Annotated in this window: 24 protein-coding genes; 10 read left to right on the top strand and 14 right to left on the bottom strand. The window is 66.1% G+C overall.

Annotation, left to right across the window (positions count from 1 at the left end; translation table 11 throughout):
- Nucleotides 1-49: 49 nt before the first annotated feature.
- Nucleotides 50-490 carry a ribosome hibernation-promoting factor, HPF/YfiA family gene (hpf, locus tag VB672_RS04885; protein ID WP_329783057.1) on the top strand — a complete coding sequence of 147 codons (441 nt, stop codon included), beginning with the start codon at nt 50-52 and terminating at the stop codon, nt 488-490.
- A 302-nt stretch (nt 491-792) separates the two neighbouring features.
- Here hpf and clpB read toward each other — a convergent pair whose 3' ends face one another.
- Nucleotides 793-3,411 carry an ATP-dependent chaperone ClpB gene (clpB, locus tag VB672_RS04880; protein ID WP_329783056.1) on the bottom strand — a complete coding sequence of 873 codons (2,619 nt, stop codon included), beginning with the start codon at nt 3,409-3,411 and terminating at the stop codon, nt 793-795.
- A 288-nt stretch (nt 3,412-3,699) separates the two neighbouring features.
- On the opposite strand from clpB, the gene VB672_RS04875 reads away from it, so the two are divergent.
- The 3 genes from VB672_RS04875 (at nt 3,700) to VB672_RS04865 (ending at nt 5,301) form a co-directional block, all read left to right on the top strand.
- Nucleotides 3,700-4,026 carry a hypothetical protein gene (locus VB672_RS04875; protein ID WP_329783055.1) on the top strand — a complete coding sequence of 109 codons (327 nt, stop codon included), beginning with the start codon at nt 3,700-3,702 and terminating at the stop codon, nt 4,024-4,026.
- A gap of 5 nt (nt 4,027-4,031) precedes the next feature.
- Nucleotides 4,032-4,310, top strand: coding sequence for a hypothetical protein (locus VB672_RS04870; RefSeq protein WP_329783054.1), 279 nt, complete (start codon nt 4,032-4,034; stop codon nt 4,308-4,310).
- Nucleotides 4,311-4,518: 208 nt separating this feature from the next.
- Nucleotides 4,519-5,301, top strand: coding sequence for an MOSC domain-containing protein (locus VB672_RS04865; protein WP_329783053.1), 783 nt, complete (start codon nt 4,519-4,521; stop codon nt 5,299-5,301).
- A gap of 166 nt (nt 5,302-5,467) precedes the next feature.
- Here VB672_RS04865 and VB672_RS04860 read toward each other — a convergent pair whose 3' ends face one another.
- The 5 genes from VB672_RS04860 to VB672_RS04840 all read right to left on the bottom strand — a co-directional run bounded on the left by VB672_RS04860 (nt 5,468) and on the right by VB672_RS04840 (nt 12,418).
- On the bottom strand, nt 5,468-6,481 hold the full coding sequence (locus VB672_RS04860; RefSeq protein WP_329783052.1) for a DUF4167 domain-containing protein: 1,014 nt from the start codon (nt 6,479-6,481) through the stop codon (nt 5,468-5,470).
- 382 nt (nt 6,482-6,863) lie between these two features.
- Nucleotides 6,864-7,712 carry a peptide chain release factor N(5)-glutamine methyltransferase gene (gene prmC, locus VB672_RS04855; protein ID WP_329783051.1) on the bottom strand — a complete coding sequence of 283 codons (849 nt, stop codon included), beginning with the start codon at nt 7,710-7,712 and terminating at the stop codon, nt 6,864-6,866.
- A gap of 22 nt (nt 7,713-7,734) precedes the next feature.
- Nucleotides 7,735-8,823: a peptide chain release factor 1 gene (prfA, locus tag VB672_RS04850; protein WP_329783050.1), complete on the bottom strand. Its 1,089-nt coding sequence runs from the start codon at nt 8,821-8,823 to the stop codon at nt 7,735-7,737.
- Nucleotides 8,823-11,090: a phosphoenolpyruvate--protein phosphotransferase gene (gene ptsP / locus VB672_RS04845; protein ID WP_329783049.1), complete on the bottom strand. Its 2,268-nt coding sequence runs from the start codon at nt 11,088-11,090 to the stop codon at nt 8,823-8,825. The genes prfA and ptsP overlap by 1 nt, the downstream gene beginning before the upstream one ends.
- A gap of 89 nt (nt 11,091-11,179) precedes the next feature.
- Entirely contained in the window at nt 11,180-12,418 is a 1,239-nt protein-coding gene (locus VB672_RS04840; protein ID WP_329783048.1) for an aspartate kinase, read from the bottom strand.
- Between the two features lie 132 nt (nt 12,419-12,550).
- Between VB672_RS04840 and ubiG the strand changes: the two genes are divergently transcribed.
- Nucleotides 12,551-13,294 (top strand): bifunctional 2-polyprenyl-6-hydroxyphenol methylase/3-demethylubiquinol 3-O-methyltransferase UbiG, encoded by a 744-nt coding sequence (gene ubiG / locus VB672_RS04835; protein WP_329783047.1) that lies wholly within the window; start codon nt 12,551-12,553, stop codon nt 13,292-13,294.
- Here the strand turns inward: ubiG and nhaA are convergent.
- Nucleotides 13,263-14,483: a Na+/H+ antiporter NhaA gene (nhaA, locus tag VB672_RS04830; RefSeq protein ID WP_329783046.1), complete on the bottom strand. Its 1,221-nt coding sequence runs from the start codon at nt 14,481-14,483 to the stop codon at nt 13,263-13,265. The two genes, ubiG and nhaA, sit on opposite strands and share 32 nt — an antisense overlap.
- Nucleotides 14,484-14,582: 99 nt before the next feature.
- Entirely contained in the window at nt 14,583-15,488 is a 906-nt protein-coding gene (locus tag VB672_RS04825; RefSeq protein ID WP_329783045.1) for a LysR family transcriptional regulator, read from the bottom strand.
- A 111-nt stretch (nt 15,489-15,599) separates the two neighbouring features.
- On the opposite strand from VB672_RS04825, the gene VB672_RS04820 reads away from it, so the two are divergent.
- On the top strand, nt 15,600-16,790 hold the full coding sequence (locus VB672_RS04820; RefSeq protein WP_329783044.1) for an MFS transporter: 1,191 nt from the start codon (nt 15,600-15,602) through the stop codon (nt 16,788-16,790).
- Between the two features lie 9 nt (nt 16,791-16,799).
- On the opposite strand, the gene VB672_RS04815 is transcribed toward VB672_RS04820, so the two are convergent.
- On the bottom strand, nt 16,800-17,333 hold the full coding sequence (locus VB672_RS04815) for a metallophosphoesterase family protein (protein ID WP_329783043.1): 534 nt from the start codon (nt 17,331-17,333) through the stop codon (nt 16,800-16,802).
- A gap of 78 nt (nt 17,334-17,411) precedes the next feature.
- Nucleotides 17,412-17,879: an SRPBCC family protein gene (locus tag VB672_RS04810; RefSeq protein WP_329783042.1), complete on the bottom strand. Its 468-nt coding sequence runs from the start codon at nt 17,877-17,879 to the stop codon at nt 17,412-17,414.
- A gap of 46 nt (nt 17,880-17,925) precedes the next feature.
- Here VB672_RS04810 and VB672_RS04805 point away from each other — a divergent pair, with 46 nt between their 5' ends.
- The gene (locus VB672_RS04805; RefSeq protein ID WP_329783041.1) at nt 17,926-18,249 is read left to right on the top strand and encodes an ArsR/SmtB family transcription factor; all 324 of its coding nucleotides are present in this window, start codon (nt 17,926-17,928) and stop codon (nt 18,247-18,249) included.
- Between the two features lie 6 nt (nt 18,250-18,255).
- Here the strand turns inward: VB672_RS04805 and VB672_RS04800 are convergent, their stop codons facing one another.
- The 4 genes from VB672_RS04800 to VB672_RS04785 are packed head-to-tail and all read right to left on the bottom strand — an operon-like array spanning nt 18,256 to nt 20,716.
- The gene (locus VB672_RS04800; RefSeq protein WP_329783040.1) at nt 18,256-18,702 is read right to left on the bottom strand and encodes a DUF1178 family protein; all 447 of its coding nucleotides are present in this window, start codon (nt 18,700-18,702) and stop codon (nt 18,256-18,258) included.
- 43 nt (nt 18,703-18,745) lie between these two features.
- Entirely contained in the window at nt 18,746-19,609 is an 864-nt protein-coding gene (locus VB672_RS04795) for a carbon-nitrogen hydrolase family protein (RefSeq protein WP_329783039.1), read from the bottom strand.
- A gap of 15 nt (nt 19,610-19,624) precedes the next feature.
- Nucleotides 19,625-19,882 carry a glutaredoxin 3 gene (grxC, locus tag VB672_RS04790; protein ID WP_329783038.1) on the bottom strand — a complete coding sequence of 86 codons (258 nt, stop codon included), beginning with the start codon at nt 19,880-19,882 and terminating at the stop codon, nt 19,625-19,627.
- A 51-nt stretch (nt 19,883-19,933) separates the two neighbouring features.
- Nucleotides 19,934-20,716 (bottom strand): ComF family protein, encoded by a 783-nt coding sequence (locus VB672_RS04785; protein ID WP_329783037.1) that lies wholly within the window; start codon nt 20,714-20,716, stop codon nt 19,934-19,936.
- A 98-nt stretch (nt 20,717-20,814) separates the two neighbouring features.
- Between VB672_RS04785 and VB672_RS04780 the strand changes: the two genes are divergently transcribed.
- From VB672_RS04780 to VB672_RS04770, 3 genes are all read left to right on the top strand, one after another.
- Entirely contained in the window at nt 20,815-21,699 is an 885-nt protein-coding gene (locus VB672_RS04780; protein ID WP_329783036.1) for a class I SAM-dependent methyltransferase, read from the top strand.
- Between the two features lie 77 nt (nt 21,700-21,776).
- On the top strand, nt 21,777-22,142 hold the full coding sequence (locus tag VB672_RS04775) for a DUF427 domain-containing protein (RefSeq protein WP_329783035.1): 366 nt from the start codon (nt 21,777-21,779) through the stop codon (nt 22,140-22,142).
- A gap of 93 nt (nt 22,143-22,235) precedes the next feature.
- A complete protein-coding gene (locus tag VB672_RS04770; protein WP_329783034.1) occupies nt 22,236-23,384 on the top strand; it encodes an iron-containing alcohol dehydrogenase in 1,149 nt (382 codons plus the stop codon).
- Nucleotides 23,385-23,387: the final 3 nt, after the last annotated feature.

Raw genomic sequence — 23,387 nt, 5'->3', positions numbered from 1 at the left:
TCCCTCTAGCCCGCCGTTAGCCATCGAACCTTCACCAACGGAGGAGCGAATGAAACCTGACAGCACCGAACCCAACATCCTGGTGCAAAGCTCGGCAGTCGATCTGGGCGACATGTTTCCCGAATATGCGAAGACGAACGTTCTCCAGGTTGCCGGAAAATATTTCGGGCACCTGAGCGCGGCGTCCGTTCACGTGACGCGAGAGGGCATCACCTATCGCTGCACGGTGAACATGCAGATGGGAGCGCTCAAGATGATGAGCGGCGAGGCCAAGAACAAGGATCTCTATGCCGCCTTCCGCGCCGCCCTGCAGAAGACCGCCAAGCAGCTCCGCCGGTCGAAGCGCGAGCTGCGCGAAGACAAGGCCGAGCGCATCGACAAGGACATGCTCCTGCGTGAAGGCACATCGCCGCGCCGCGCTCAACGGCGCAGGGAAGATGCAATCCCGGCGGCGAACGACGAGGGCGATTACCGCATCGCCGCTGAATAATCCGACATCGCAACCTCCTGTCATCCCTGGCGCATGAAGTGCGGGAAGGGGATCCACAGTGCCGCGTCTGCGCATGGATTCCTGCCCTGCAATGGCTCTCACTATCTCCGGCCGGGAATGACACGATCAACGTCATGGCCGGGCTTGTCCCGGCCATCCCGATTGGGAGGGCGGTGCGCCTCACATGATCGCGATGACCGGCACAAGGCCGGTGATGACGCGCAGGGTGTTGCAAAGGACGTAGACAAAAAAGGCCGGGCATTGTGCCCGGCCTTTGTCATGAAGATTGCTGAAAGTGCCGCTCAGTTCAGCCGCACGCCTTCCGGTGGACGCTCCGACCCGACCGTCACGTCGCCGATCATCAGGCCCATGGGACCCGCATGCACCGGCACGGTCTCGCCGTCCCTGATCTCGCCGGCGAGAATCAGCTCCGCCAGCGGATCCTGCACGTGCTTCTGGATCACGCGCTTCAAAGGACGCGCACCGTAGGCCGGATCGTAGCCCTTGTCCGCGAGCCAATTGCGCGCTTCCGCGTCGAGCTGCAGCACGATCTTGCGATCCTCCAGCAGCTTCTGCAGGCGGCGCATCTGAATGTCGACGATGGCGCCCATCTCCGAACGCTTCAGCCGGTGGAACAGGATGATCTCGTCCACACGGTTGAGGAACTCCGGACGGAAGTGCGCGCGCACCACGCCCATGACTTCCTCGCGCACCGCATCGGTGTCCTGGCCCTCGGGCTGGTTCACCAGATACTCGGCACCCAGGTTCGAGGTCATGATGATGAGCGTGTTGCGGAAGTCCACGGTGCGGCCCTGGCCGTCCGTGAGGCGTCCGTCGTCGAGCACCTGCAGCAGCACGTTGAACACGTCCGGATGCGCCTTCTCGATCTCGTCGAACAGCACCACCTGGTAGGGCCTGCGGCGGACGGCTTCGGTGAGCGCGCCGCCCTCCTCGTAGCCTACATAGCCGGGAGGTGCGCCGATGAGCCGGGCGACCGAGTGCTTCTCCATGTATTCCGACATGTCGAGGCGGATCAGCGCCGTCTCGTCGTCGAACAGGAACGCCGCAAGCGCCTTCGTCAGCTCGGTCTTGCCCACACCCGTGGGCCCGAGGAACATGAACGAGCCGATGGGCCGGTTCGGATCCTGCAGGCCGGCGCGGGCACGGCGCACGGCGGTTGACACTGCCGAGACGGCCTCGGCCTGACCGACGACGCGCTTTGCGAGATCCTGCTCCATGTGCAGCAGCTTCTCGCGCTCGCCTTCGAGCATCTTGTCGACCGGCACGCCGGTCCAGCGCGAGACGACGCCTGCCACGTGATCGGGCGTCACCGCCTCTTCCATCAGGCCGCCGCCGTCGGCTTTCGCCTCGACATCCGAAAGCTGCTTCTCGAGACCTGGAATGACCCCATAGGAGAGCTCGCCGGCCTTGGCCCAGTCACCGTTTCGCTGCGCGGCGGCCAACTGATTGCGGGCCTCTTCGAGCTTCTTCTTGAGATCGGCCGCGGTGCCGAGCTTGTCCTTCTCAGCCTTCCAGCGCGCCGTGATGGCGGCCGATTGCTCCTCCAGATCCGCCAGCTCCTTGGTGAGGCGCTCGAGGCGGTCCTTGGAGGCTGTGTCCGTCTCCTTCTTGAGGGCTTCCTGCTCGATCTTGAGACGCACGATCTCGCGGTCGATGTTGTCGAGCTCTTCCGGCTTCGAATCCACCTGCATGCGCAGGCGCGACGACGCCTCGTCGACGAGGTCGATGGCCTTGTCCGGCAGGAAGCGGTCGGTGATGTAGCGGTTCGAGAGGGTGGCTGCCGCAACCAACGCCGAGTCGGTGATGCGAACGCCGTGATGCTGCTCGTACTTCTCCTTCAGGCCGCGCAGGATCGACACGGTGTCCTCCACCGTGGGCTCGCTCACGAACACCGGCTGGAAACGACGGGCCAGAGCCGCGTCCTTCTCCACGTGCTTGCGGTACTCGTCGAGCGTGGTCGCGCCGACGCAGTGCAGCTCGCCGCGGGCGAGCGCGGGCTTCAGGAGGTTCGATGCATCCATGGCGCCGTCTGCCTTGCCGGCACCCACCAGGGTGTGCATCTCGTCGATGAACAGGATGATGCCGCCCTCGGCCGCAGTGACCTCCTGCAGAACACTTTTCAGGCGCTCCTCGAACTCGCCGCGATACTTTGCGCCGGCGATCAGCGCGCCCATGTCGAGGGCGAGCAGCTGCTTGTCCTTGAGAGATTCCGGCACGTCGCCGTTGACGATGCGAAGCGCCAAGCCTTCGACGATGGCGGTCTTGCCGACGCCGGGCTCGCCGATAAGCACCGGATTGTTCTTGGTGCGGCGCGAGAGAACCTGAATGGTGCGGCGGATCTCCTCGTCGCGGCCGATCACCGGGTCGAGCTTGCCGTCACGCGCTGCTTCGGTCAGGTCGCGCGCATATTTCTTGAGCGCATCATAGGCGTTCTCCGCCGTCGCGTTGTCGGCGGTGCGGCCCTTACGCAGGGCATTGATGGCGGTGTTGAGCCCCTGGGCCGTCACGCCGGCCTGGCCTAAGATCTTCCCGGCCTCCGTGTCCTTCTCGACGGCGAGCGCCAGCAGCATGCGTTCGACGGTGACGAAGGAATCGCCCGCCTTCTCGGCGGCCTTCTCGGCCGTGTCGAAGAAGCGCATCAGTTCGCGGGTGGCCTGCGGCTGCGAGGCCGAGCCGGAAACCTTCGGCTGCTTGGCGAGCCATTGCTCGACGGCCGCATGCGCATCCCGGGAGCGCCCGCCGGCCCGGTCGATCAGGCCGGCGCACAGGCCTTCCGGATCGTCGAGCAGAACCTTCAGGATATGACCGGGAGCAAGCTGCGGGTGGCCTTCGCGCACGGCAAGGTTCTGCGCCGCCTGAACGAAGCCCCGGGCACGCTCGGTGTATTTCTCGAAATTCATTCTCATCCCTCCTCGGATCCGCCCGCCCTTCTCGAGGCACGGGCCGATCCTGCGATGTCGGACCTCCCTATGGAGCATCCGGTAAAGCATCGGATCCAAAAGTGGGAACCACTTTTGAGATCCATCCGATGCTCATCTTAACCTGCGCATCGTTGGGCGCGGAAAACCGGTATCCACTTTTCCGCACGACGCGCCAGAGCTTAATTGGTGTGTCCCATTCGCCACAACAAGGGGGGGAACCCGCTCGCGGCGCTGGCATTGACCCTGCAACGATTTGAGGAGGTTCCCATGACGCGCGATCCGCGCTCGGATGCCGAAAAAGCCCGCGCCGACCTGGCCCGCAATGCGGAGCTTGGCTTGGCCGTTCCAGAAAGTCCGCTTGAGGAAGGGCCGTCTGTGACGCCGGAAACCTTCGGCGACACCACCGAGAACGGTCGGGTGCCCCCGTTGCCCGGCCAGACGCCCGGGCAAGCCGAGGCGGACCGAGATATCGGCGATTCCACCGGGAGCATCACCACGTCCCGGGACATCCCGGTCGACCCCAAGAACGTGAAAGCCCCTCCCACCCATCGCAGCGACGAAGAAGACGGCGTGCTCTCGCGCGCCAAGGAGTGACAACAATGGCTCTATCCGATCTTTTCGCCCGTATCAGCCCAAGCCGGCGCCGCGCGGACAAAGCCGAGAAGGCCCGCGAGGAGTTGAAGGCCAATGCCGAGAAGGCCCTGCGCATGAAGCAGGAGGCCGGTTCCCAGACCAACATTCCCGAGCACCAGACCTCCCATGAGGGCATGCAGAAGGATCCCCACATGGTGGAGTTCGACCGCTCCAGCGGCCGCGAGGCGGGGTTCACGCCCCAGCTCAAGCGCTCCAAGGTGGCCCGTTCGGGCGACGCTTCGTAAGAGTTTCGGTTGCGAGAAAGCCCTGCCCGTCCGGCGGGGCTTTTTGTTGGCGGCTGGGTGTCGTTCCTCAGACGTCATGGCCGGGCTTGTCCCGGCCAACTCGATTGGAAAAGCACGGCACTTCACCGATCGGGATCACCGGCACAAGGCCGGTGATGACGTGAGAGGATTCCTTGCTCCCATCGCAGCTGCCTTCTATCGATAGGGCATGAGCATCCGCATCGCCTCCCTCCAGCGCTATCCGGTCAAGGGACTCTCGCCCGAGACGCTGACCCAGGTCGTCCTTACAAAGGGCGACTACTTTCCCGGGGACCGGCTGTTTGCCATCGAGAACGGTCCGGCCGGGTTCGACCCGGGCAGCCCGCAGCATCAGCCCAAGATCAAGTTCCTGATGCTGATGCGCAATGAGAGCCTGGCGCGGCTCAAGACCCGGTATCTCGATTCGATCACGACCTTGTTCATCGAGGAGGGCGGGCGCGAAGTGGCACGGGGCGATCTCTCCACGCGGGAGGGGCGGCTTGCCATCGAGGCCTTCTTCCGCCGCTTCATGCCCAGGGAGCTGCGCGGCCCGCCCAAGATGCTTGCCGCGCCCGAGGGCTTCCGCTTCACCGATTCCCGGCGCGGCTTCGTCTCGCTCATCAACCTGGCGAGCGTGCGCGAACTGGAGAATGTGGTCGGTGCCCCGGTCGATCCCCTGCGCTTTCGCGGCAACATCCATGTGGAGGGGCTGAACCCATGGGCGGAGTTCGACCTCGTCGGCCAGGTGCTGACCACGGCATCGGGCCTGCGTCTCAGGGTGACCAAGCGCATCGAGCGCTGCGCCGCCACCAACGTGGACCCGACGACCGGCCTCCGCGACCTGGAGATCCCCAAGAGCCTCATGAAGGCCTACGGGCACTTCGATTGCGGCATCTATGCCGAGGTGCTGAGCGACGGAATGCTCGGGACCGGCGACTGCCTCGAGGCCGAGCAGGGCGCCTTGGCTCTGTAATCTTCTCTCTTAGTGCGGGCGAGGCCCAGCGCCCTTCAAATCCGGATGGCTGGGCCAGCCCGGCCATCACGGAAGGTGGCCTCTGACGGATCGCCGGTCCTGCTCTCCGGCCAATAAAAAAGGGAGAGCCAGGCTCTCCCTTCCGGTATTCCATTGCGACGAAGGCTTACTCGGCCGCCGGTGTCTCGGCCGGGTCCGGCGTGAAGCCGGCGTTCTCGGCGTTGGCGGCCTCGATCATCTCCTGGCGGGTGCGGCGGCGGCGGCGCGGACGGGGAGCCTCCTCGTCATTGGCCGCTTCCTGCACCACCGGGGGAGCCAAAGGCGCCTCCTCGACGGCAGCCGGAGCCGGGGTGCGGACCGGGTTCGTCAGGAAGGCCGGCAGGGTGGCCTGCTCGGGCGCCTCGGCCTCGTCGCGGCGGCGGTCGCGCTGGAAGCGCTCGCGTCGCTCGGGCCGGTCACCGCGCTCGAACCGGTCGTTGCGCTCGGGACGATCGCCTCGGTCCTGACGCTCCTGGCGGTCGAAGCGGGCAGGACGCTCGTTGCGCTCCTGGCGCTCGCCACCCTCGGCGCGGGCCTCATAGGGCTGCTCGTCCCGTTGCGGATCCTGGCGCGGCGAGTCCTGGCGCTGGAAGTCCTGCCGTGGGCCACGGTCGCGCTGCTGGAAGCGCTCGCGACGGTCGCCGCGATCATTCCGATCCTGGCGGTCGTTCCGATCCTGCCGGTCGCCACGGTCCTGGCGATCGTTACGGTCGAAGCGCGGCTGACGATCGTTGCGCTCGCCCCGGTTCTCGTAGGGCTGCGGCTGGGAGCCGAAATCCTGGTCCTCGCCATTGCCGAAATCCTGGCCGCCGGCGCGCTCGAAATTCGGACGCTCGCCCTGGCCGAACTCGTCCTCGCCGCCTTCTTCGTCGAAGGAGCGCTGCTGGTAGCCGTACTGCTCGCGCAGCTGCTCCTGGGCAGCCGCGATGATGCGGTAATAGTGCTCGGCGTGCTGGAAGTAGTTCTCGGCCGCCACCGGGTCGCCGCTGGACTGTGCATCGCGGGCGAGCTGGCTGTATTTCTCGGCGATATGCTGAGCCGTGCCGCGGATCTTCACGTCCGGGCCGTTGGACTCATAGCTCTTGGTGAGGGGGTTGGGCCCCTTGTTGTTGTTGCGGTTGTTGTTGTTACGACCGCGCATACGCCTGTTTTGTCCTGGTCTCATCGTTCGCTCTATGAGCCTCGCTGGTTCTTCATGCCCACGCGATATGCAAGCCAATATTCACCGAACGGGCTCAACGCCCACCGTTCGCGTGGCAACCGTCTGACATTCGGCCATAGCCCATCAAAGGCTTGGCCATCCTTCAGTGTCGGGTTCAGGTGATCGCGCCAGGCTGTTTCTGTTTCAAAAGCCCCTGCCTGCGCGATTGATATCGTTTGGTCTTCCGGCATGCCCCGAGGGCTACCGATTTGTTTAGACCGAGGACGATGTCTAGATCCGAATCTAGCGGGTTCCGTCCGGTCCAACAAGGGCTAATTCCGATTTTATCCCGCCCTTGGACACAAAAGCCGCATCCTGTTCATCACGATCGCTTCATGGCGACGCAGCGGGGGTTGCCTGACAGATCGGAGGCGATCCGCAGGATTTCAAGGCCGTAAGCCCTTGCCAAGCTTACTAAATCTTCTGCCTGATCGTAGCCGATCTCAACCGCGAGGAGGCCGCCGGGCGCCAGCAGCCGCCCCGCTTCTCCCAGCAGGATCCGATAGGGCTCCAAGCCGTCGGGACCGCCGTCGAGGGCAAGCCTCGGGTCGTGCTCCCGCACCTCCTCGTCGAGGGTCGGGATCACCCCGGAGGCGACGTAAGGCGGGTTGGAGACAATGAGATCGAAGGAGCCCGAAACCGCATCGGCCCAGCGCGAGAGGACGAAACCGGAGCGGCCGCCCACCCCGTTGTCGGCGGCATTGGCCCGGGCTGTCACGAGGGCTCCGAAGGACAGGTCGACCCCGAGGCCTGTCGCCCGGGGTAGCTCGTGCAGCAGGGCGACCAGGATGCAGCCCGATCCGGTGCCGAAATCGACCACCTTGAGCGGGGCCTGTCGGTCCGGGAGCAGGTCGAGGGCGGTCTCCACCACCGTCTCCGTATCGGGCCGTGGCACCAGGGTCTCGGGCGACAGGCGGAAGGGCAGGCCCCAGAATTCCCGGGTGCGGGTGATCCGGGCGACCGGCTCATGGGCGAGGCGCCGCCGGGCGAAGGACGCGAGCGTTGCGGCTTCTTTCGGCGACAGGGGGGTCTCGGGCCGGGCGATCAGGTCCGTCGCGGAAATGCCGGTGGCCTCCAGGAGAAGGAGCCGGGCATCGAGCGCCGCGGTCTCGAACCCGGCCTCCATGAGCGTCCGGCGAAGCTCCCTCAGGGCCTCGGAGCGGGTCCTCAAGGCTTTGGGCCTTGCCGCCCGATCATGCCGCCTGATCCTGGGCCGCGAGCTGGGCGGCCTGATGCTCGGTCACGAGCGCGTCGATCAGCTCGTCCAGGGCGTTGCCGCTGATCACCTCTTCCAGCTTGTAGAGGGTCAGGTTGATCCGGTGGTCGGTCACGCGCCCCTGCGGGAAGTTGTAGGTGCGGATGCGCTCGGAGCGGTCGCCGGAGCCCACCTGCGCCTTGCGGTCGGCCGCACGCGCCGCATCCTTGGCGGTACGCTCGGCGTCGTAGAGACGGGCGCGCAGGAGCGCCATGGCGCGGGCGCGGTTCTTGTGCTGCGAGCGTTCGTCCTGGACGAACACCACCGTGCCGGTCGGGATATGGGTGATGCGGATGGCCGATTCGGTCTTGTTCACGTGCTGGCCGCCGGCGCCCTGTGCCCGCATGGTGTCGATCTTCAGGTCCGCGTCGTTGAGCACGACGTCCACGTCCTCGGCCTCGGGCAGCACGGCCACGGTGGCCGCGGAGGTGTGGATGCGCCCTTGCGTTTCCGTGTCCGGCACGCGCTGCACCCGGTGCACGCCGCTTTCGAACTTGAGCCGGGCGAACACGCCGCGTCCCTTGATCTCGGCCACTACTTCCTTGTAGCCGCCGGCCGTGCCCTCGCTCTCGGACACGATCTCCACCTTCCAGCCCTTCAGATCCGCATAGCGGGAGTACATGCGCAGGAGATCGCCGGCGAAAAGCGCCGCCTCGTCGCCGCCGGTGCCGGCGCGGATTTCGAGAATCGCGCTCTTCTCGTCGGCCTCGTCGCGGGGCAGGAGCATGATGCGCAGGTCCTGCGCGGCCCGTTCCAGATCCTCCCGGGCCTGGGGCAGCTCGTCCTCGGCGAGCGAGCGCATCTCGGCATCGGTCGAGGGATCCTCGATCATGGCCTGAAGGCCGGTCAGGTTGTCCTCCATGGCGCGATAGGCGCGGATGGCGTCCACCACCCCGTCGAGCTCGGCGAGCTCGCGGGAGAGGGCCACGAAGGTTTCGGGATCGGGGCCTGCATTGAGCGTCGCCGTGATGATGTCATGGCGGGCGAGAATGGCGTTCAGGCGATCAGAGGGAGGCGCAATCGACATCAGACCGGAATACCATGGGTTTCCGCAAAATGGGCGAGCTTCGGACGCAGCGTTTCGCCGCCCCCGGCGTTCTTCAGTTCCTCGCGGATCAGGGCGCTGAGCTCCGCGACGTTCATTTCCAGCAGCATGGCCTTCACCGGGCCGATGGCCGCCGGGGACATGGAGAGCGAGCGGAAGCCGAGGCCGATCAGGGCCATGGCCTCGAGGGGACGCCCGCCGATCTCGCCGCAGACCGTCGCCTGGCAGCCGGCCGCCCGGGCCTGCTCGGCCACCATGTTGAGAGCCCGCAGCATGGGAGCGCTCAACGGATCGAAGCGGTCCGCCACGCGCCGGTTCTCGCGATCGATGGCGAAGAAGAACTGCATCAGGTCGTTGGTGCCGAGCGAGATGAAATCGGCGCTCTCGCAGATTTCCTTGAGTTGGAACAGGAGCGAGGGCACCTCCAGCATGACGCCGAGCTTCAGGTCCGACGGCAGGGCATGGCTGTGGTTGGCGAGATGGGCCTTTTCCCGCTCCACGATCTGCTTGGCGCGCTCGAACTCGTCGCAGGTCGCCACCATCGGGAACATGATCTTGAGGGGGCGGCCGGCGGCGGCCTTGAGAAGCGCGCGGATCTGGGCGCGCAGCAGGCCCGGACGGTCGAGCCCGATGCGGATGGCGCGCCAGCCCAGGGCCGGGTTCTCTTCCTCGACGGACTGCATGTAGGGCAGGATCTTGTCGCCCCCGATATCGAGGGTGCGGAAGGTGACGGGCCTGTCGCCGGCCTCCGCGAAGACGGTGCTGTAGAGCGCCTGCTGCTCGGTAGCCGAGGGCATCCGCTCGGCGATCATGAATTGCAGCTCGGTGCGGAACAGCCCGACGCCCGCAGCCCCGGTTTCGGCCAGATGCGGCAGGTCGACCACAAGGCCGGCATTGAGCTGCAGGGTGACCTCGACGCCGTCCTTGGTGATGGAGGGCACGTCGCGCAGCTTGAGGTACTGCTCCTGCCGGCGGGCCCGCAGGCGCGCCTTCTCGGCATAGGCCGCCTCCACGTCGGGATTGGGCCGGATCTGCACCTCGCCGGCCGCGCCGTCGACGATGATCGCGTCGCCCGGCTCCGTCAGCGAGGTCGCGTTCGACACTTCGCCCACGGCCGGAATGCCGAGCGCCCGGGCCACGATGGCGATATGGCTCGTTGGTCCGCCTTCCTCGAGCACGACGCCGCGCAGGCGCGAGCGGTCGTAGTCGAGCAGCGCCGCTGGGCCCATGGAGCGGGCCACCAGGATGGCGTTCTCCGGCAATTGGCCCCGCTCCGCCACGAGGTTGCGCCCGACGAGGCGGTGCAGCAGGCGGTTGGCGAGATCGTCGAGGTCGTGCAGGCGCTCGCGCAGGTAAGGATCGGTCTGGCGCAGCATGCGGGCGCGGTTGTCGGACTGGACCCGCTCCACGGCCGCTTCCGCCGTCAGGCCGGAGGTCACGGCCTCGCGCATGCGCCGGAGCCAGCCCTGGTCGTGGGCGAACATGCGGAAGGTCTCGAGCACCTCCCGGTGCTCGCCGTGATGGGCCACGTCGCCGCGCTCGATCAGCTCGTCGATGGACAGCCGCACCTCGGCGATGGCCGAATCCAGGCGCTGGAGCTCGGCCTCGATGTTCTCGGCGATGAGGTTCTTGACCACGACGCGGGGCTCATGGAGCACCACATAGCCCAGGCCTACGCCATCGGCGAGCGCGACGCCCTTCTGGTAGACGGGACGGCGCAGGGCAATGCCGGTGTCCACCGGCGCCAGGGCCTGAAGCTCGCCGGTCGCGAGCATCTCGGCCACCACCATGGCGGTGGTCTGAAGCGCTTCGACCTCTTCCTCGGTATAGGCCCGGTAGGTGCGGTTCTGGACGACCAGGACGCCCAGCGTGTTGCCGGCGCGCAGCAGCGGCACGCCCAGGAAGGCATGGTAGATCTCTTCGCCCGTCTCCGGCTTGTAGGAGAAGGCCGGGTGGCTTTGCGCGTCGGACAGGGCGAGGGGCTCGGCAGTCGAGGCGATGAGGCCGACGAGGCCTTCCCCTGAGCGCATGATGGTCAGGTGGACGGCTTCCCGGTTCAGGCCTTCCGTGGCGAACAGTTCGAGCACGCCGTCGCCGCGCATCACGTAGACGGAGCACACCTCCGCCACCATGTTGGCTGCGATCTGGGTGACGATCCTATCGAGACGGTCCTGCGCCCCGACCGGCTCCGCCATGATCTCGCGGAGGCGGCGCAGCAGAAGGCGCGGACCGCCGGGAGCGCTTGGCATGAGCTATCAGTTCCCGTCCTTCACGAGCCGGCAGGGCGAACCGGCGGCTACCTATTACGAGTGTCGCAGCCCGACAGTTCCCTCGTCAATCAGGCTTGATCAAGGCCGTATAGCGAGTGGAGCGTGCGGACTGCAAGCTCCGTATAGGCGGATTCGATCAGGACCGAGAATTTAATCTCAGACGTGGTGATCGCCCGGATGTTGATGCCCTTGTCGGCCAGGGCCCTGAAAGCGCGGGCCGCAACGCCCGCATGGCTGCGCATGCCCACGCCGATGGCCGAGACCTTCACCACGTCGGTCGCCCCCTGCAGCTCCTTGAAGGCGATCTCGTCCCGGTGCGCGTTGAGGATCGCGCAGGCCCGCTCGTAATCGGCGGTGGGGACCGTGAAGGTCAGGTCCGTGGTGGCGGCGTTGTCGGACACGACCTGGATGATCATGTCCACGTTGATGTTGGCGTCCGCCAGGGGCACGAAGATCGAAGCGGCGATGCCTGGCTTGTCCGCAATGTCCCGCAGCGTGATCTGGGCTTCGTCGCGCGAATAGGCGATGCCCGTGACAACCTGCTGTTCCATGATGTCTTCCTCGTCGCAGATGAGGGTGCCGAGCTTGGGATCGGCGGGATCGTCGAAGCTGGAGCGCACATAGGTCGGCACGCGATGCATCATGGCGAGCTCGACCGAGCGCACCTGGAGCACCTTGGCCCCCAGCGAGGCCATTTCCAGCATTTCCTCGTAGGAAACCTTGTCCAGGCGCCGCGCCTTGGGCACGATGCGCGGATCGGTGGTGTAGACGCCGTCCACGTCCGTGTAGATGTCGCAGCGTTCGGCCTGGATGGCGGCCGCGAGCGCGACGGCGCTCGTGTCGGAGCCGCCGCGGCCCAGGGTCGTGACGCGGCCCGTGGGCTGGTGAACGCCCTGGAAGCCGGACACGACGGCGACCTCCCGGTTGTCCGTGAAGCCCTTGAGGATTCCGGTGCCGTCGATGGCGGCGATTCGCGCCGAGCCGTGGGCGTCCGAGGTCATGATCGGGATCTGCCAGCCTTGCCAGGAGCGCGCCTTGAGGCCCATCTCCTGCAGGGCGATCGCGAGCAGGCCCGACGTGACCTGCTCGCCAGAGGCGACCACCACGTCGTATTCCTTCGAATCGTAGAGGGCGTTGGCTTCTTTCACCCAGCCGACGAGTTCGTTGGTCTTGCCCGCCATGGCGGAGACGACGACGGCGACGTCGTAGCCGGCCTCGACCTCGCGTTTGACATGCCGCGCCACGTTGCGGATGCGCTCTACGGTGGCGACGGATGTTCCGCCGAACTTCATGACGAGACGGGGCATGGGCGAGGAAGGCCGTGATGTGAAATTGATATTTTGCCCCTTCGCGCCGCGAAAAGGCGCGTATACATGACGGTAGGGCCGCGCCCTGTCAACGCGCGGAAAGCATTTCTTTGCCTCAGGAAACAGGATCCCATGACCCACGGCGCATCCACGACCATCGACCCGGCCGAGGTCGCCCGTTTCGAACGGATCGCCGAGACCTGGTGGGATCCGAAGGGGCCCATGAAGGTCCTGCACAAGTTCAATCCGGTGCGCTTAGGGTATATCCGGGACGAGGCCTGCCGCCGTTTCGGGCGCGATCCGCGCTCGGCCCGATCCCTGGAGGGGATCACGATCCTCGATGTGGGCTGCGGCGGCGGCGTGCTGTCGGAGCCGCTCGCGCGGTTGGGCGCGAAGGTGACGGGGCTCGATCCGGCGCCCACCAATATCTCAGTCGCCCGGCTCCATGCGGAGCGGGCAGGGCTCGTGGTCGATTACCGCAACGAGACGGTCGAGGCGGTGGTCGCCCGGGGCGAGACCTTCGACATGGTGCTCGCCATGGAGGTGGTGGAGCACGTGGCCGACCGGCATGCCTTCGTGACCGCCTGCACTCAGGCGGTGAGGCCGGGCGGGTGCCTCGCCATGGCGACGATCAACCGGACTTTGCGCTCCTTCGCGTCCGCCATCGTGGGGGCCGAGTACATCCTCGGCTGGCTGCCCAAGGGCACCCACGAATGGGACAAGTTCGTCACGCCCGACGAGCTGACCGATGCCATCCGCACCGCCGGCTTCGCCGTCCACGATCTGTCCGGCGTCGCCTACAACCCGCTGCGGGACAGCTGGTCTTTGTCCCGCGACACGGCCGTCAATTATATGCTGCTGGCCGCGAAGGCTTGAGCGGGCGTTCCCGCGGGGCGAGGCTGAGCACCAGATAGCCTGCGAGCGCCGAGAGGGCCGAGCCCATGAGCACGCCGATCTTGGTGGCGTTCATCAGATCCTCCTGATCCGGGAAGGCGAGCGCCCCGATGAACAGGCTCATGGTGAAGCCGATGCCGCAGAGCAGGGCGACGCCGTAGCATTGGGCTCGGCTCGCGCCGGCCGGCATGTCGGCGAGATTGAGCCTGATTGCAAGCTCCGAGAAGACGAAGACGCCGAGCTGCTTGCCCAGGAAGAGCCCCAGGGCGATGCCGAGCGGGAGGGGAGCCAACAGATAATCGAAAGACAATCCTGAGAGCGGCAGGCCCGCATTGGCGAAACCGAAGATGGGGATGATCGCATAGGCTACCCAAGGCTGCAGGGCGTGCTCCAGCCGGTGAAGGGGCGAATCCTCGGCTTTGGTCTTCTTGGGGTGCGGTTGAAGCGGGATGGAGAGAGCAAGCGCAACGCCGGCGAGCGTCGCGTGTATGCCGGATTTCAGCACGAAGAACCACAGGATCGCACCGACGACGAGATAAGGCACGAGCGTCGTCACATTGAAACGGTTGAAGGCGACGAGCACGACGAGACACAGAGCGGCGGCGCCCAGCATCGTGAGCGAGAGACCGCTCGTGTAGAAGACCGCGATGATGATGATCGCGCCGAGATCGTCGAGGATGGCAAGCGCTGTCAGGAAGATCTTGAGCGTGGTCGGCACCCTTGATCCGAGGACTGCGAGAACGCCGAGGGCAAAGGCGATGTCGGTGGCCGTGGGGATCGCCCAGCCATTGCGCAACTGCGGCTCGTTCCAAGTAATGGCGAGATAGATGAGCGCGGGAACCACCATTCCGCCAAGGGCTGCAACGCCGGGCAGGATCCGGCGCGGCCAGGTGGACAGCTGCCCGTCCAGCATCTCGCGCTTGATCTCGAGCCCGACCAGCAGGAAGAACACCGCCATGAGCGCGTCGTTGATCCAGTGCAGGACGCTCAGGCCGAAGACATAGGTTTTCAGAACCGCGAAATAGGTGTCGGCCAGGGGCGAATTGGCAGCCGCGAGGGCGACCACGGTCACGCCCATGAGGATCATGCCGCCGGAGGCCTCGCTGTCGAAGAACCGGCGCATCAACGAGACACGCCGTCGAGGCTTCAGGTCGGCTTTCGGCTGATCCATGGATGGCTCCCTGCGGCCCCAACCGGGCGTGAGGCGAATGGTTCGGGTAAAGCGCCTGGCATTGCAAGCGTCCAATGACAAAACCAGGAGCAACGCTGCTCACTTCAGGCGCACGGTCTCGACGAGATAGTCGAGGAAGGCGCGCACCCGCGCGGGCAGGTGGCCGCCGCCCACATAGACCGCGTGGATGCTTTCCGTGTCGCCGGGATTGTAGGCTTCCAGAACGGGGACGAGCCGTCCCGCTTCCATGTCGGGCCCCACATGGAACTGGGACAGGCGGCTGATGCCCAGACCGGTGAGCACGAGAAGGCGCATCGACTCGCCGTCGCTGATCTGCGCATTGCCGGTCGGCACGACGGCACTCACGTTTCCATGTTCGTCCCTGAACGGCCAGCCGTTGCTCTGGCGGGCGAAGCTGAAGCCGAGCAGGTTGTGGCGGGCCAAATCCTCGGGGCGCTGCGGCATGCCGTGCCGGTTCAGATATGAGGGGGCGGCCACCAGCATCATCCGGCTCTCGCCGAGCTTGCGGGCCACGAGCTGCGAGGACTTCAGCGGACCGACCCGGATCGCGACGTCGGCGCGGTCCTCGAGCAGATCGATCACAGTGTCCGTCAGCGAGACCTCCACGGTAATCTCGGGGTGTCGGTCAAGGAAATCCGGCAGAAGGGGGATCAGGTAATGCGTCCCGAACGGGACGTTCGTGTTCACCCGCAGGCGCCCGCGAGGGGCGGCGCCGGACGCGGCGCTGCGCTCGGCCTCGTCGAGATCGGCCAGGATGCTCACCGCTCGGTCGTAGAACGCCGCGCCCTCGGGCGTCAGCTGGAGCTTGCGGGTCGAGCGGTTGACGAGGCGCGCGCCCAGGCGCGCCTCCAGCCGGGCGATCAGCTTGCTGACCGCAGACGGGGTCATGCGCAGCGTCCGCGCGGCGGCGGAAAAGCCCCCGAGATCCACGGCCCGGACGAAGACCTCCATCTCGCCCGACCGGTTGATGTCCATTCGCGCCATTGTGACTTCAGTTCATAAATACTGTTCCTGGAGGCAGGCTAGTTCATAAGCGGCGGGAGGTCCATCTTGCGGCCATCAAGCGGCCATGCCGCTCTCTGAAGGACGTCTCTCATGCCTCTTGCTCTCTATGCGCTGACGGCCGGTGCCTTCGGCATCGGCGTCACGGAATTCGTCATCATGGGTCTGCTGCTGCAGGTGAGCGCCGATCTCGGCGTTTCGATCTCGGCCGCGGGCCTGCTCATCTCCGGCTATGCGATGGGCGTCGTGGTCGGCGCGCCGCTGCTCACCACGGTCACGGGCCGCTGGTCGCGCAAGACCGTGCTGCTCGCCCTCATGGTCGTGTTCACCCTGGGCAATCTCGCCTGCGCGGTCGCGCCCGACTACGCGACGCTGATGGCGGCCCGCGTGCTGACGGCCTTTGCGCACGGCACCTTCTTCGGCGTCGGGTCCGTGGTGGCGACAAGCCTCGTGCCCGCGGACAAGAAGGCTTCCGCGATCGCGATCATGTTCACGGGCCTCACCGTCGCCAACATCCTCGGCGTCCCGTTCGGCACCTGGCTCGGTCAGGCCTATGGCTGGCGCGCCACCTTCTGGGCCGTGACCGTCGTGGGCGTGGCGGCGCTCGCCGTGATTGCGCTCTTCGTGCCGAAGGACCGCCAGGAAACGACGGACGGCGGAAGCCTTCGCGATGAGCTGACGGTGCTCGCCCGCCGCCCGGTGCTGCTCGGGCTTTTGACCACGGTGCTCGGCTATGCCGGCGTGTTCGCGGTCTTCACCTATATCGCGCCGATCCTGACCGAGATCACCGGCTTCTCGGAAGAGGCCGTCTCGCCGATCCTGCTCGTCTTCGGCGGCGGTCTGGTGCTGGGCAACCTCCTGGGCGGCAGGCTCGCCGACCGCCGCCTGATGGCGACCCTGCTCGGGTCCCTCGGCCTGCTCGCCGTGGTGCTCGCCGCCATGACGCTCGGCATCCACAACAAGGTCGCGGCCGTGGCGTTCGTGGGCCTGCTCGGCGCCGCCGCCTTCGCGACCGTCCCACCCCTGCAGATGTGGGTTCTGGAAAAAGCCGACGGGGCGGGCCAGAGCCTGGCGTCGAGCCTCAACATCGCCGCGTTCAATCTCGGCAACGCTCTCGGGGCTTGGCTCGGTGGTGTCGTAATCGATCACGGCCTCGGTCTGGGCGCGGTGACATGGGTGGCGGCCCTGCTGCCGGCCTCCGGTCTTTTCCTGGCCCTGTGGAGCCGCCGGCTCGACCGCGCCGAGGCATCGCCGGTATTGAAACCTGTGAAAGCTGCTCTCTGACAGCTTCTCTCAGCCAGTTACCATTTCGGCACTGGCCTTCCGGCGTCTCGTCCGGGAGGCCAAAATCGTCTCAAGAGTCACGGGACGGTAGTCGAACGCATCGACACCCACGTCGAACTGGCGCGTCTGCGGCTTCAGCTTGGCGTGGGAATGGCCGTGCAGATCAATCCAGCCCCGGCCCATGTTCTTCCAGGTGCGGAAGGCATAGTGGCACATGACGAGCGCATGGCCGTCGAGCATGAGCTCCGCATAGGCCTGAACGCTCTCCCAGCCCTTCGCCGCAAGGGTGGCCGGGCCATCGTTGTTGCCGATGATCAGGTGCTTGCGTCCATGAAGCAGCCCGAGCAGTTCGTCGACACGCTCGGGCCGCACATGCAGGGCAAAGTCCCCCAGATGCCAGACCTCGTCCTCGGGCGAGACGACCTCATTCCAGTTGCCGATGAGGGCGGCATCGTGTTCGGGGATCGACTGGAACGGACGCTTGTCGATCCGCAGCACTCTGGGATCGCCGAAATGGGTGTCGCTGGTGAAGAAAACCGCCAAGGAACGTTCATCCTCATCGTTGCTCAGATGAGGCATAAGCCGGAACGGCCGCGGCTCGTTCCGATCACGGCAGGCGTCCTACTTGAACATGCCTTCCCGCAGGTTGATGCCGTATTCCTTGTAGGCCTTGAGTGCGCAGAGCATCTGCATCCAGCCCTGGCAATTGCCGTAGGACGATTTGAGGCCGGCTTCCGTCTCGCGCCAACCTTCCTCCGAGATCGAGACCAGCGTCCGCCGTCCATTGTCGAGGGGCTCCAAGGTGATCGTCACTGTTGTCTTGTAGCTGCCCGAGGCGTTGCCCGACGGTTCATCGCCGGCCTCCCATTGCAGGACGATCCGCTTGTCCGGCACCACCTCGACGACCCACACCGGAAAGGCTCCCGGAAAGTCGTGAAAATCCCAGGTGACGGTCGCCCCAGTCTCCAGTCGGCCCTTGGCGCCGCCGGTCGTGAAATAACGCGACAGCTCCGTCGGGTTGACGACGGCTTCGAACACCTCCGCCACCGGCTTCGCAATCCTGGCAGACACTTTGAACGTCAGATCCATGACCGGTCTCCTTGCCTATCGGGGCATCATGTTATAAAAAGATAACATGTCAAGCGACGAAGAAAGTGATCGGGTTTTCAAAGCCTTATCGGCCGCAACTCGGCGCGACATTCTCGATGCGTTGAAGGATAAGCCGCAGACCACGGGCGAGCTGTGTGCCCGATTCCCGGCGCTCGACCGCTGCACCGTGATGCAGCACCTGAAGGTTCTGGAGGGAGCGGACCTCGTAATCGTCAGGCGCGAGGGGCGCGAGCGGTGGAATCATCTCAATCCGCTCCCGATCAAGCACATCTACGACCGCTGGATCGGCGTTTATGCCGGCCGAGCGGTGGAGATGCTTGATCGGCTGAAGAAAGATCTGGATGATTAGATCGGCCTAGTTCCGGTCGTCCGGCACGACGGGCAGCGGCAGGACGTCGATGCCTTCCTCCAAAAGCGCCTTGGCCTCGGCGAGATCCGCCTCGCCGTAGATCGAGCGCTCTTCCGTCTCGCCGTAATGCATCTTGCGCGCTTCCTCGACGAAGCCCTTGCCGACATCCTCGGCGTTCTTCATCACGTGCTCGCGCAGGGCCCGCAGCGCGGCGCGCAGCTCCCGCTCCCGCTCAGAGAGAACCGCCATGGGCTGAGCCTCCGGAACCGGTGTTTTCGGGGCCTTGTCCGTCCGCGCGACGGAGGGAGCCATGATCTGCTTCTCGACCTTGGCCGAATTGCAGAACGGGCAGGTCACGAAGCCGCGCTTGCGCTGCGTCTCGAACGCTTCGCTCGACGGAAACCAGCTCTCGAACTCATGGGCCTGCTCGCAGGCCAGCGCGTATTTGATCATGTCTTGGGAAGACTTAAGGATCCAGGCTCGGAAAGGGAAGGGATCAGGCGCTGGCCGCCCGATCCGTCTCGATGATGGGAACGACCTCGACTTTGAACGGACGGGCATTCTTGAGGGTCGGGATCCGGCCGCGGACCTCGGCGACGAGGGCGGTGTCGATCTCGGCCAGGAACACGCCCGGCTCCGTGCCGCCTTCCGCCAGCACCCGTCCCCAGGGATCGATGATGACGGAATGGCCGAAGGTCTCGCGCCCGTCCTCGTGCAGGCCGCCTTGCGCGGCGGAGATCATGAAGGAGCCGGTCTCGATGGCCCGCGCCCGGTGCAGCACGTGCCAATGGGCTTCGCCCGTCTGCTTCGTGAAAGCGGCCGGTGCCGAGAGGAACGAGGCTCCGTTCTCGGCCAGCGCCTTGTAGAGGGCGGCAAAGCGCACGTCGTAGCAGATGGTCATGCCGAGATAGCCCCAGGGCGTCTCGGCCGCCACCGCCCAGGCGCCGCCCGTATAGGTGGCCGATTCGCGCCAGCTCTCGCCATTAGGAAGGTCCACGTCGTAGAGGTGGATCTTGTCGTAGGAGGCGATGACCTCGCCATCCCGGCCGATGAGGAAGGCGCGGTTGGCGACCTTGTCGCCTTCCTTCACCGCAATCGAGCCGATCTGGACCACGATGCTCCGCTCCCGCGCCACCTCGCGCAAGGCTGCGAGCACCGGATCCTGCGCCTCCGGCCCGACCTTGTCGAACAGCTCCGCCCGGTCCCGGCAGACGAGGGAGGTCATCTCGGGCGTCTGAGCGAAATGCGCCCCCTGGTCCGCGGCCTCGCGCACGAGGGCGACCGCATCGTCGCGGTTCTTGAGGACGTCGCGCCCGGAACGCATCTGGATACAGGCGGCGGTGAAGCGGGTCGAGGTCATGAAGTCTGGTCTCCGTCAGGCCTGCAATAAAGGTTCAAGCTGGCCCCTGTCATCAAGAGCATACAGGTCATCGCAGCCGCCGACATGTTTTTCGCCGATGAAGATCTGCGGAACGGTGGAGCGGCCGTTCGCCTTCTGGATCATCTCCGCGCGGGCTTCCGGCTTCTTCTCGATATCGATCTCGGTGAAGGCGACGCCTTTCTCGCCGAGAAGCTTCTTGGCTGCCGAGCAATAGGGGCACCAGCTCTTCGTGTAGATCGTGATGGACGGCATGACAGAGAGTTCTCCTTCGATGGCGGGGATATAGGAAGCTTTGGGCTCCCATCACAACTCCTGGACAACTCGGGCGAAGGCCAGAATATCCACCGAGGCTGCGCCGCCGCGCAGGAGTGCCCGTGAGGCGGCATTGGCCGTGGCGCCGGTGGTCAGCACGTCGTCGATGAGAAGCACGCGCTTGCCGGCGAGCCTGGCCTTCGCCTCAACGGGCACGCGGAAGGCGCCCTGGAGGTTCTCCTGCCGCTGCGCCTTGGTGAGCCCGACCTGCCGGCGGGTGTGCTTGACGCGGGCGAGCAGGAACGGGTCGCAAGCGACGCCGCTCTCCGCCGAGACGGTCTTGGCCAGCGCCATGGCCTGATTGAACCGCCGCCGCCACAGGCGCCAGCGATGAAGCGGCACGGGCACGATCACGTCGGCATCAGCCAAGAGCTCGGCACCGGCCCGGGCCATCATCCCGCCCAGGGCGCGGGCGAGTTCCAGGCGGTCGTTGTATTTGAGACGGTGCACGAGCAGGCTCGCCGTCCCGTCGTATTCGGCCACGGCGCGGGCGCGCCCGAAGACCGGCGGATCGGCCATGGCAGCGGGCGAGACGAGCGGCTGGCCGAGATCCACCGCAAAAGGTGTACCGAGACGCTCGCAGAAGGGCCGCTCGATGAAACGGATCTGCGACCAGCAGGCGGCGCAGAGACCATGAGGCTCGCCGGTGGCGGCCTGGCAGGCGATGCAGGTCGGCGGATAGATGAGGCCGAGGGCCGAGCGCCAAGCCTCCCGCGCCCCGTTGCGGAGGCGGGCGCTCCACGGGATCGGCCGGGCTTCGGCGGGCGCGCTCATGGGGCAAGCTTAGCCGATGAGCCGCCGGCTGGCATCTCCTCGACAGAAATCAAAAAATGCTTGGTTCTGAAGCCGGCACACGCCATATCGAGCGCCTCATGAGCACGCCCCTCGTCTTCGACCGCTCCCTCGTCCGCCGCCGCCTGTCGCGTGCGCTGAGTCGGGGTTATGCCGATTTCCTCCTGGTCCGCGCCGTCGAGGATCTGGAGGAGCGGCTCTCCACGGTGCTGCGGACCTTTTCTCTTGCGCTCGATGTGGGGACGCCGACCCCCGCTGCCGCCGAGGCTCTGCGCCGGAGCGGTCGTGCCGACACCGTGATCCGCCTGTCCCCGGTGCCTGAGCCAGGGAGCATTCTCGGCGACGAGGAGCGCCTGCCGTTCACGGGCGAGCGTTTCGACCTCGTGGTGTCTCTCCTGGCCCTGCACGGCGTGAACGATCTGCCGGGCGCGCTCATCCAGATCCGTCGGGCGCTGAAAGCCGACGGCCTGTTCATCGGCGCGCTCCTGGGCGGCTCCACCCTGACCGAGCTGCGTCAGTCCCTGACGCAGGCCGAAGCCGAGATCGAGGGCGGTGTAAGCCCGCGCGTAGCGCCCTTTGCCGACCTGCGCGACATCGGCGGCCTGCTGCAACGGGCGGGCTTTGCCCTGCCGGTCACCGATTCGGACACGGTCCGCGTGCGCTATGCCAATGCCTTCGCGCTGATGCAGGACCTGCGCCGGATGGGGCTGACCAATGCCCTCCATGATCGGCGCAGGACCCCGCTGCGGCGTGCGACCCTGATGCGGATGGCGGAGATCTATGCGGAGCGGTTCGGCGATGCGGACGGCCGTATTCCGGCGACCTTCGAGATCGTCTGGCTCTCCGGCTGGACACCCCATGAAAGCCAGCAGAAGCCCCTGCGTCCCGGTTCCGCCAAGACGCGGCTCGCCGATGCCCTGGGCGTGAAGGAAGGTCCGCCTGCACCTCCCCTGGACGAGACGTGATTCTCATCCTGCCTTGGGCTGCAACCGGGTTGCCCTATCTTCATTCTTGAGAAGACCTCTCTGGAAAGAATGGACCCATGAAAGAGCCCGGCCCGGATCATCCGATCACCATCACGAAGAACCCGCACCGCATCCGGGTCATGCTCGGCGGCTTCATCGTTGCCGAGACGACGCACGCTCTCACCCTGCAAGAGGCGACCCTCCCGCCCGTCCACTACATTCCCCGGGAGGACGTGCATATGGATCTGCTGGACTCGACCGATCATAGGACTCATTGCCCATACAAGGGCGATGCTTCGTATTTCACGGTCAACGGCGGCGGACTCGTGCGGGAGAATGCGGCCTGGAGCTACGAGCAGCCCGCTCCCTCCGTTGCCGCCATCAAGGAGCATCTAGCCTTCTATCCGGAGAAGATGGACGCCATCGAGGAGTTTCAGGACTAGGCTCTTCTCCTAAGGGCTGAAGGGGCGGCGGGTTGCTGCTCCTGCGGGACCGGGGCAATCTCCGGCGCAAGAGCCCGCATCCTGGGAACGCCCATGTCGCCCTTCACCTTCAACACTGCCCCGTCCCTTATCGTCGGCTCCGGCAGCATCGAGCGCCTTGGCGAGATCGCAGCCCAGCGCCTCGGTCCCCGCGTGCTCCTGGTCACCGATTCGGGGCTCGTCAGGGCCGGGCTGATCGCGCCCGCTCTCCACACGCTGGAAGAAGCGGGGATTGCCGTCGATGTCTTCGACGCGGTCGTTGCAGATCCGCCCGAGGATGTGGTGCTGGCCGCCGTCGCCAGAGCAAAGGATTTCCAGGCGCGGGCCGTGATCGGCTTCGGCGGCGGCTCGTCCATCGACGTGGCGAAGCTCGTGGCGCTTCTCGCGGCCAGCCACGAGAGCCTTCCCGAAATCTACGGTGTCGGCATCGCGAAAGGACCGCGGCTGCCGCTCCTGGCCGTTCCCACCACCGCCGGCACGGGCTCGGAGGTCACGCCGATCTCCATCGTGACCACCGGTGCGCATGAGAAGAAGGGCGTCGTCTCGCCGCTGATCATCCCGGACATCGCGCTGCTCGATCCGGACCTGACCGTCAACCTGCCGCCGCCTGTGACGGCGGCGACCGGGATCGACGCGATGGTGCACGCCATCGAGGCCTATACCTCGACGAGCCCCAACAACAATCCGGTCTCGCAGGCGCTGGCGAAGGAAGCCCTCCGCCTGCTCGGACGCAACATCGAACGCGCGGTGCATCAGGGCAGCGACCTTGAGGCCCGTTCGGCCATGCTGCTCGGGTCCATGTTGGCCGGTCAGGCCTTCGCCAATTCGCCGGTGGCTGCCGTTCACGCCTTGGCCTACCCGATCGGCGGGCATTTCGGCGTGCCGCATGGGCTCTCCAACGCGCTCGTGCTGCCGCATGTGCTGCGTTTCAACGCCGGCGCCTGCGCGGCCGCTTACGCGGAGCTTGCGCCCTGCGCGTTTCCGGAGCTCCAAGGCCGTGCCACGGCATCGGCCTTCGTCGATGCGATTGCCGCCTTGTGCGCCAAGGTCGGGCTCCAGCCGCGCCTGCGCGATCTGGGTATTCCGCAGGATGCCGTGCCCATGCTGGCCGCCGATGCCATGAAGCAGACACGGCTGCTCGTGAACAACCCGCGCCCGCTCGCCCTTGAGGATGCGCACACGATTTATGAGGCGGCCTGGTGACGG

Origin of the sequence: Microvirga sp. CF3016 (genome assembly GCF_036314085.1) — a bacterium.
Classification (GTDB): Bacteria; Pseudomonadota; Alphaproteobacteria; order Rhizobiales; family Beijerinckiaceae; genus Microvirga.
The sequence above is the reverse complement of the archived record's forward strand: the minus strand, read 5'-3'. Positions and strand labels throughout refer to the sequence as shown.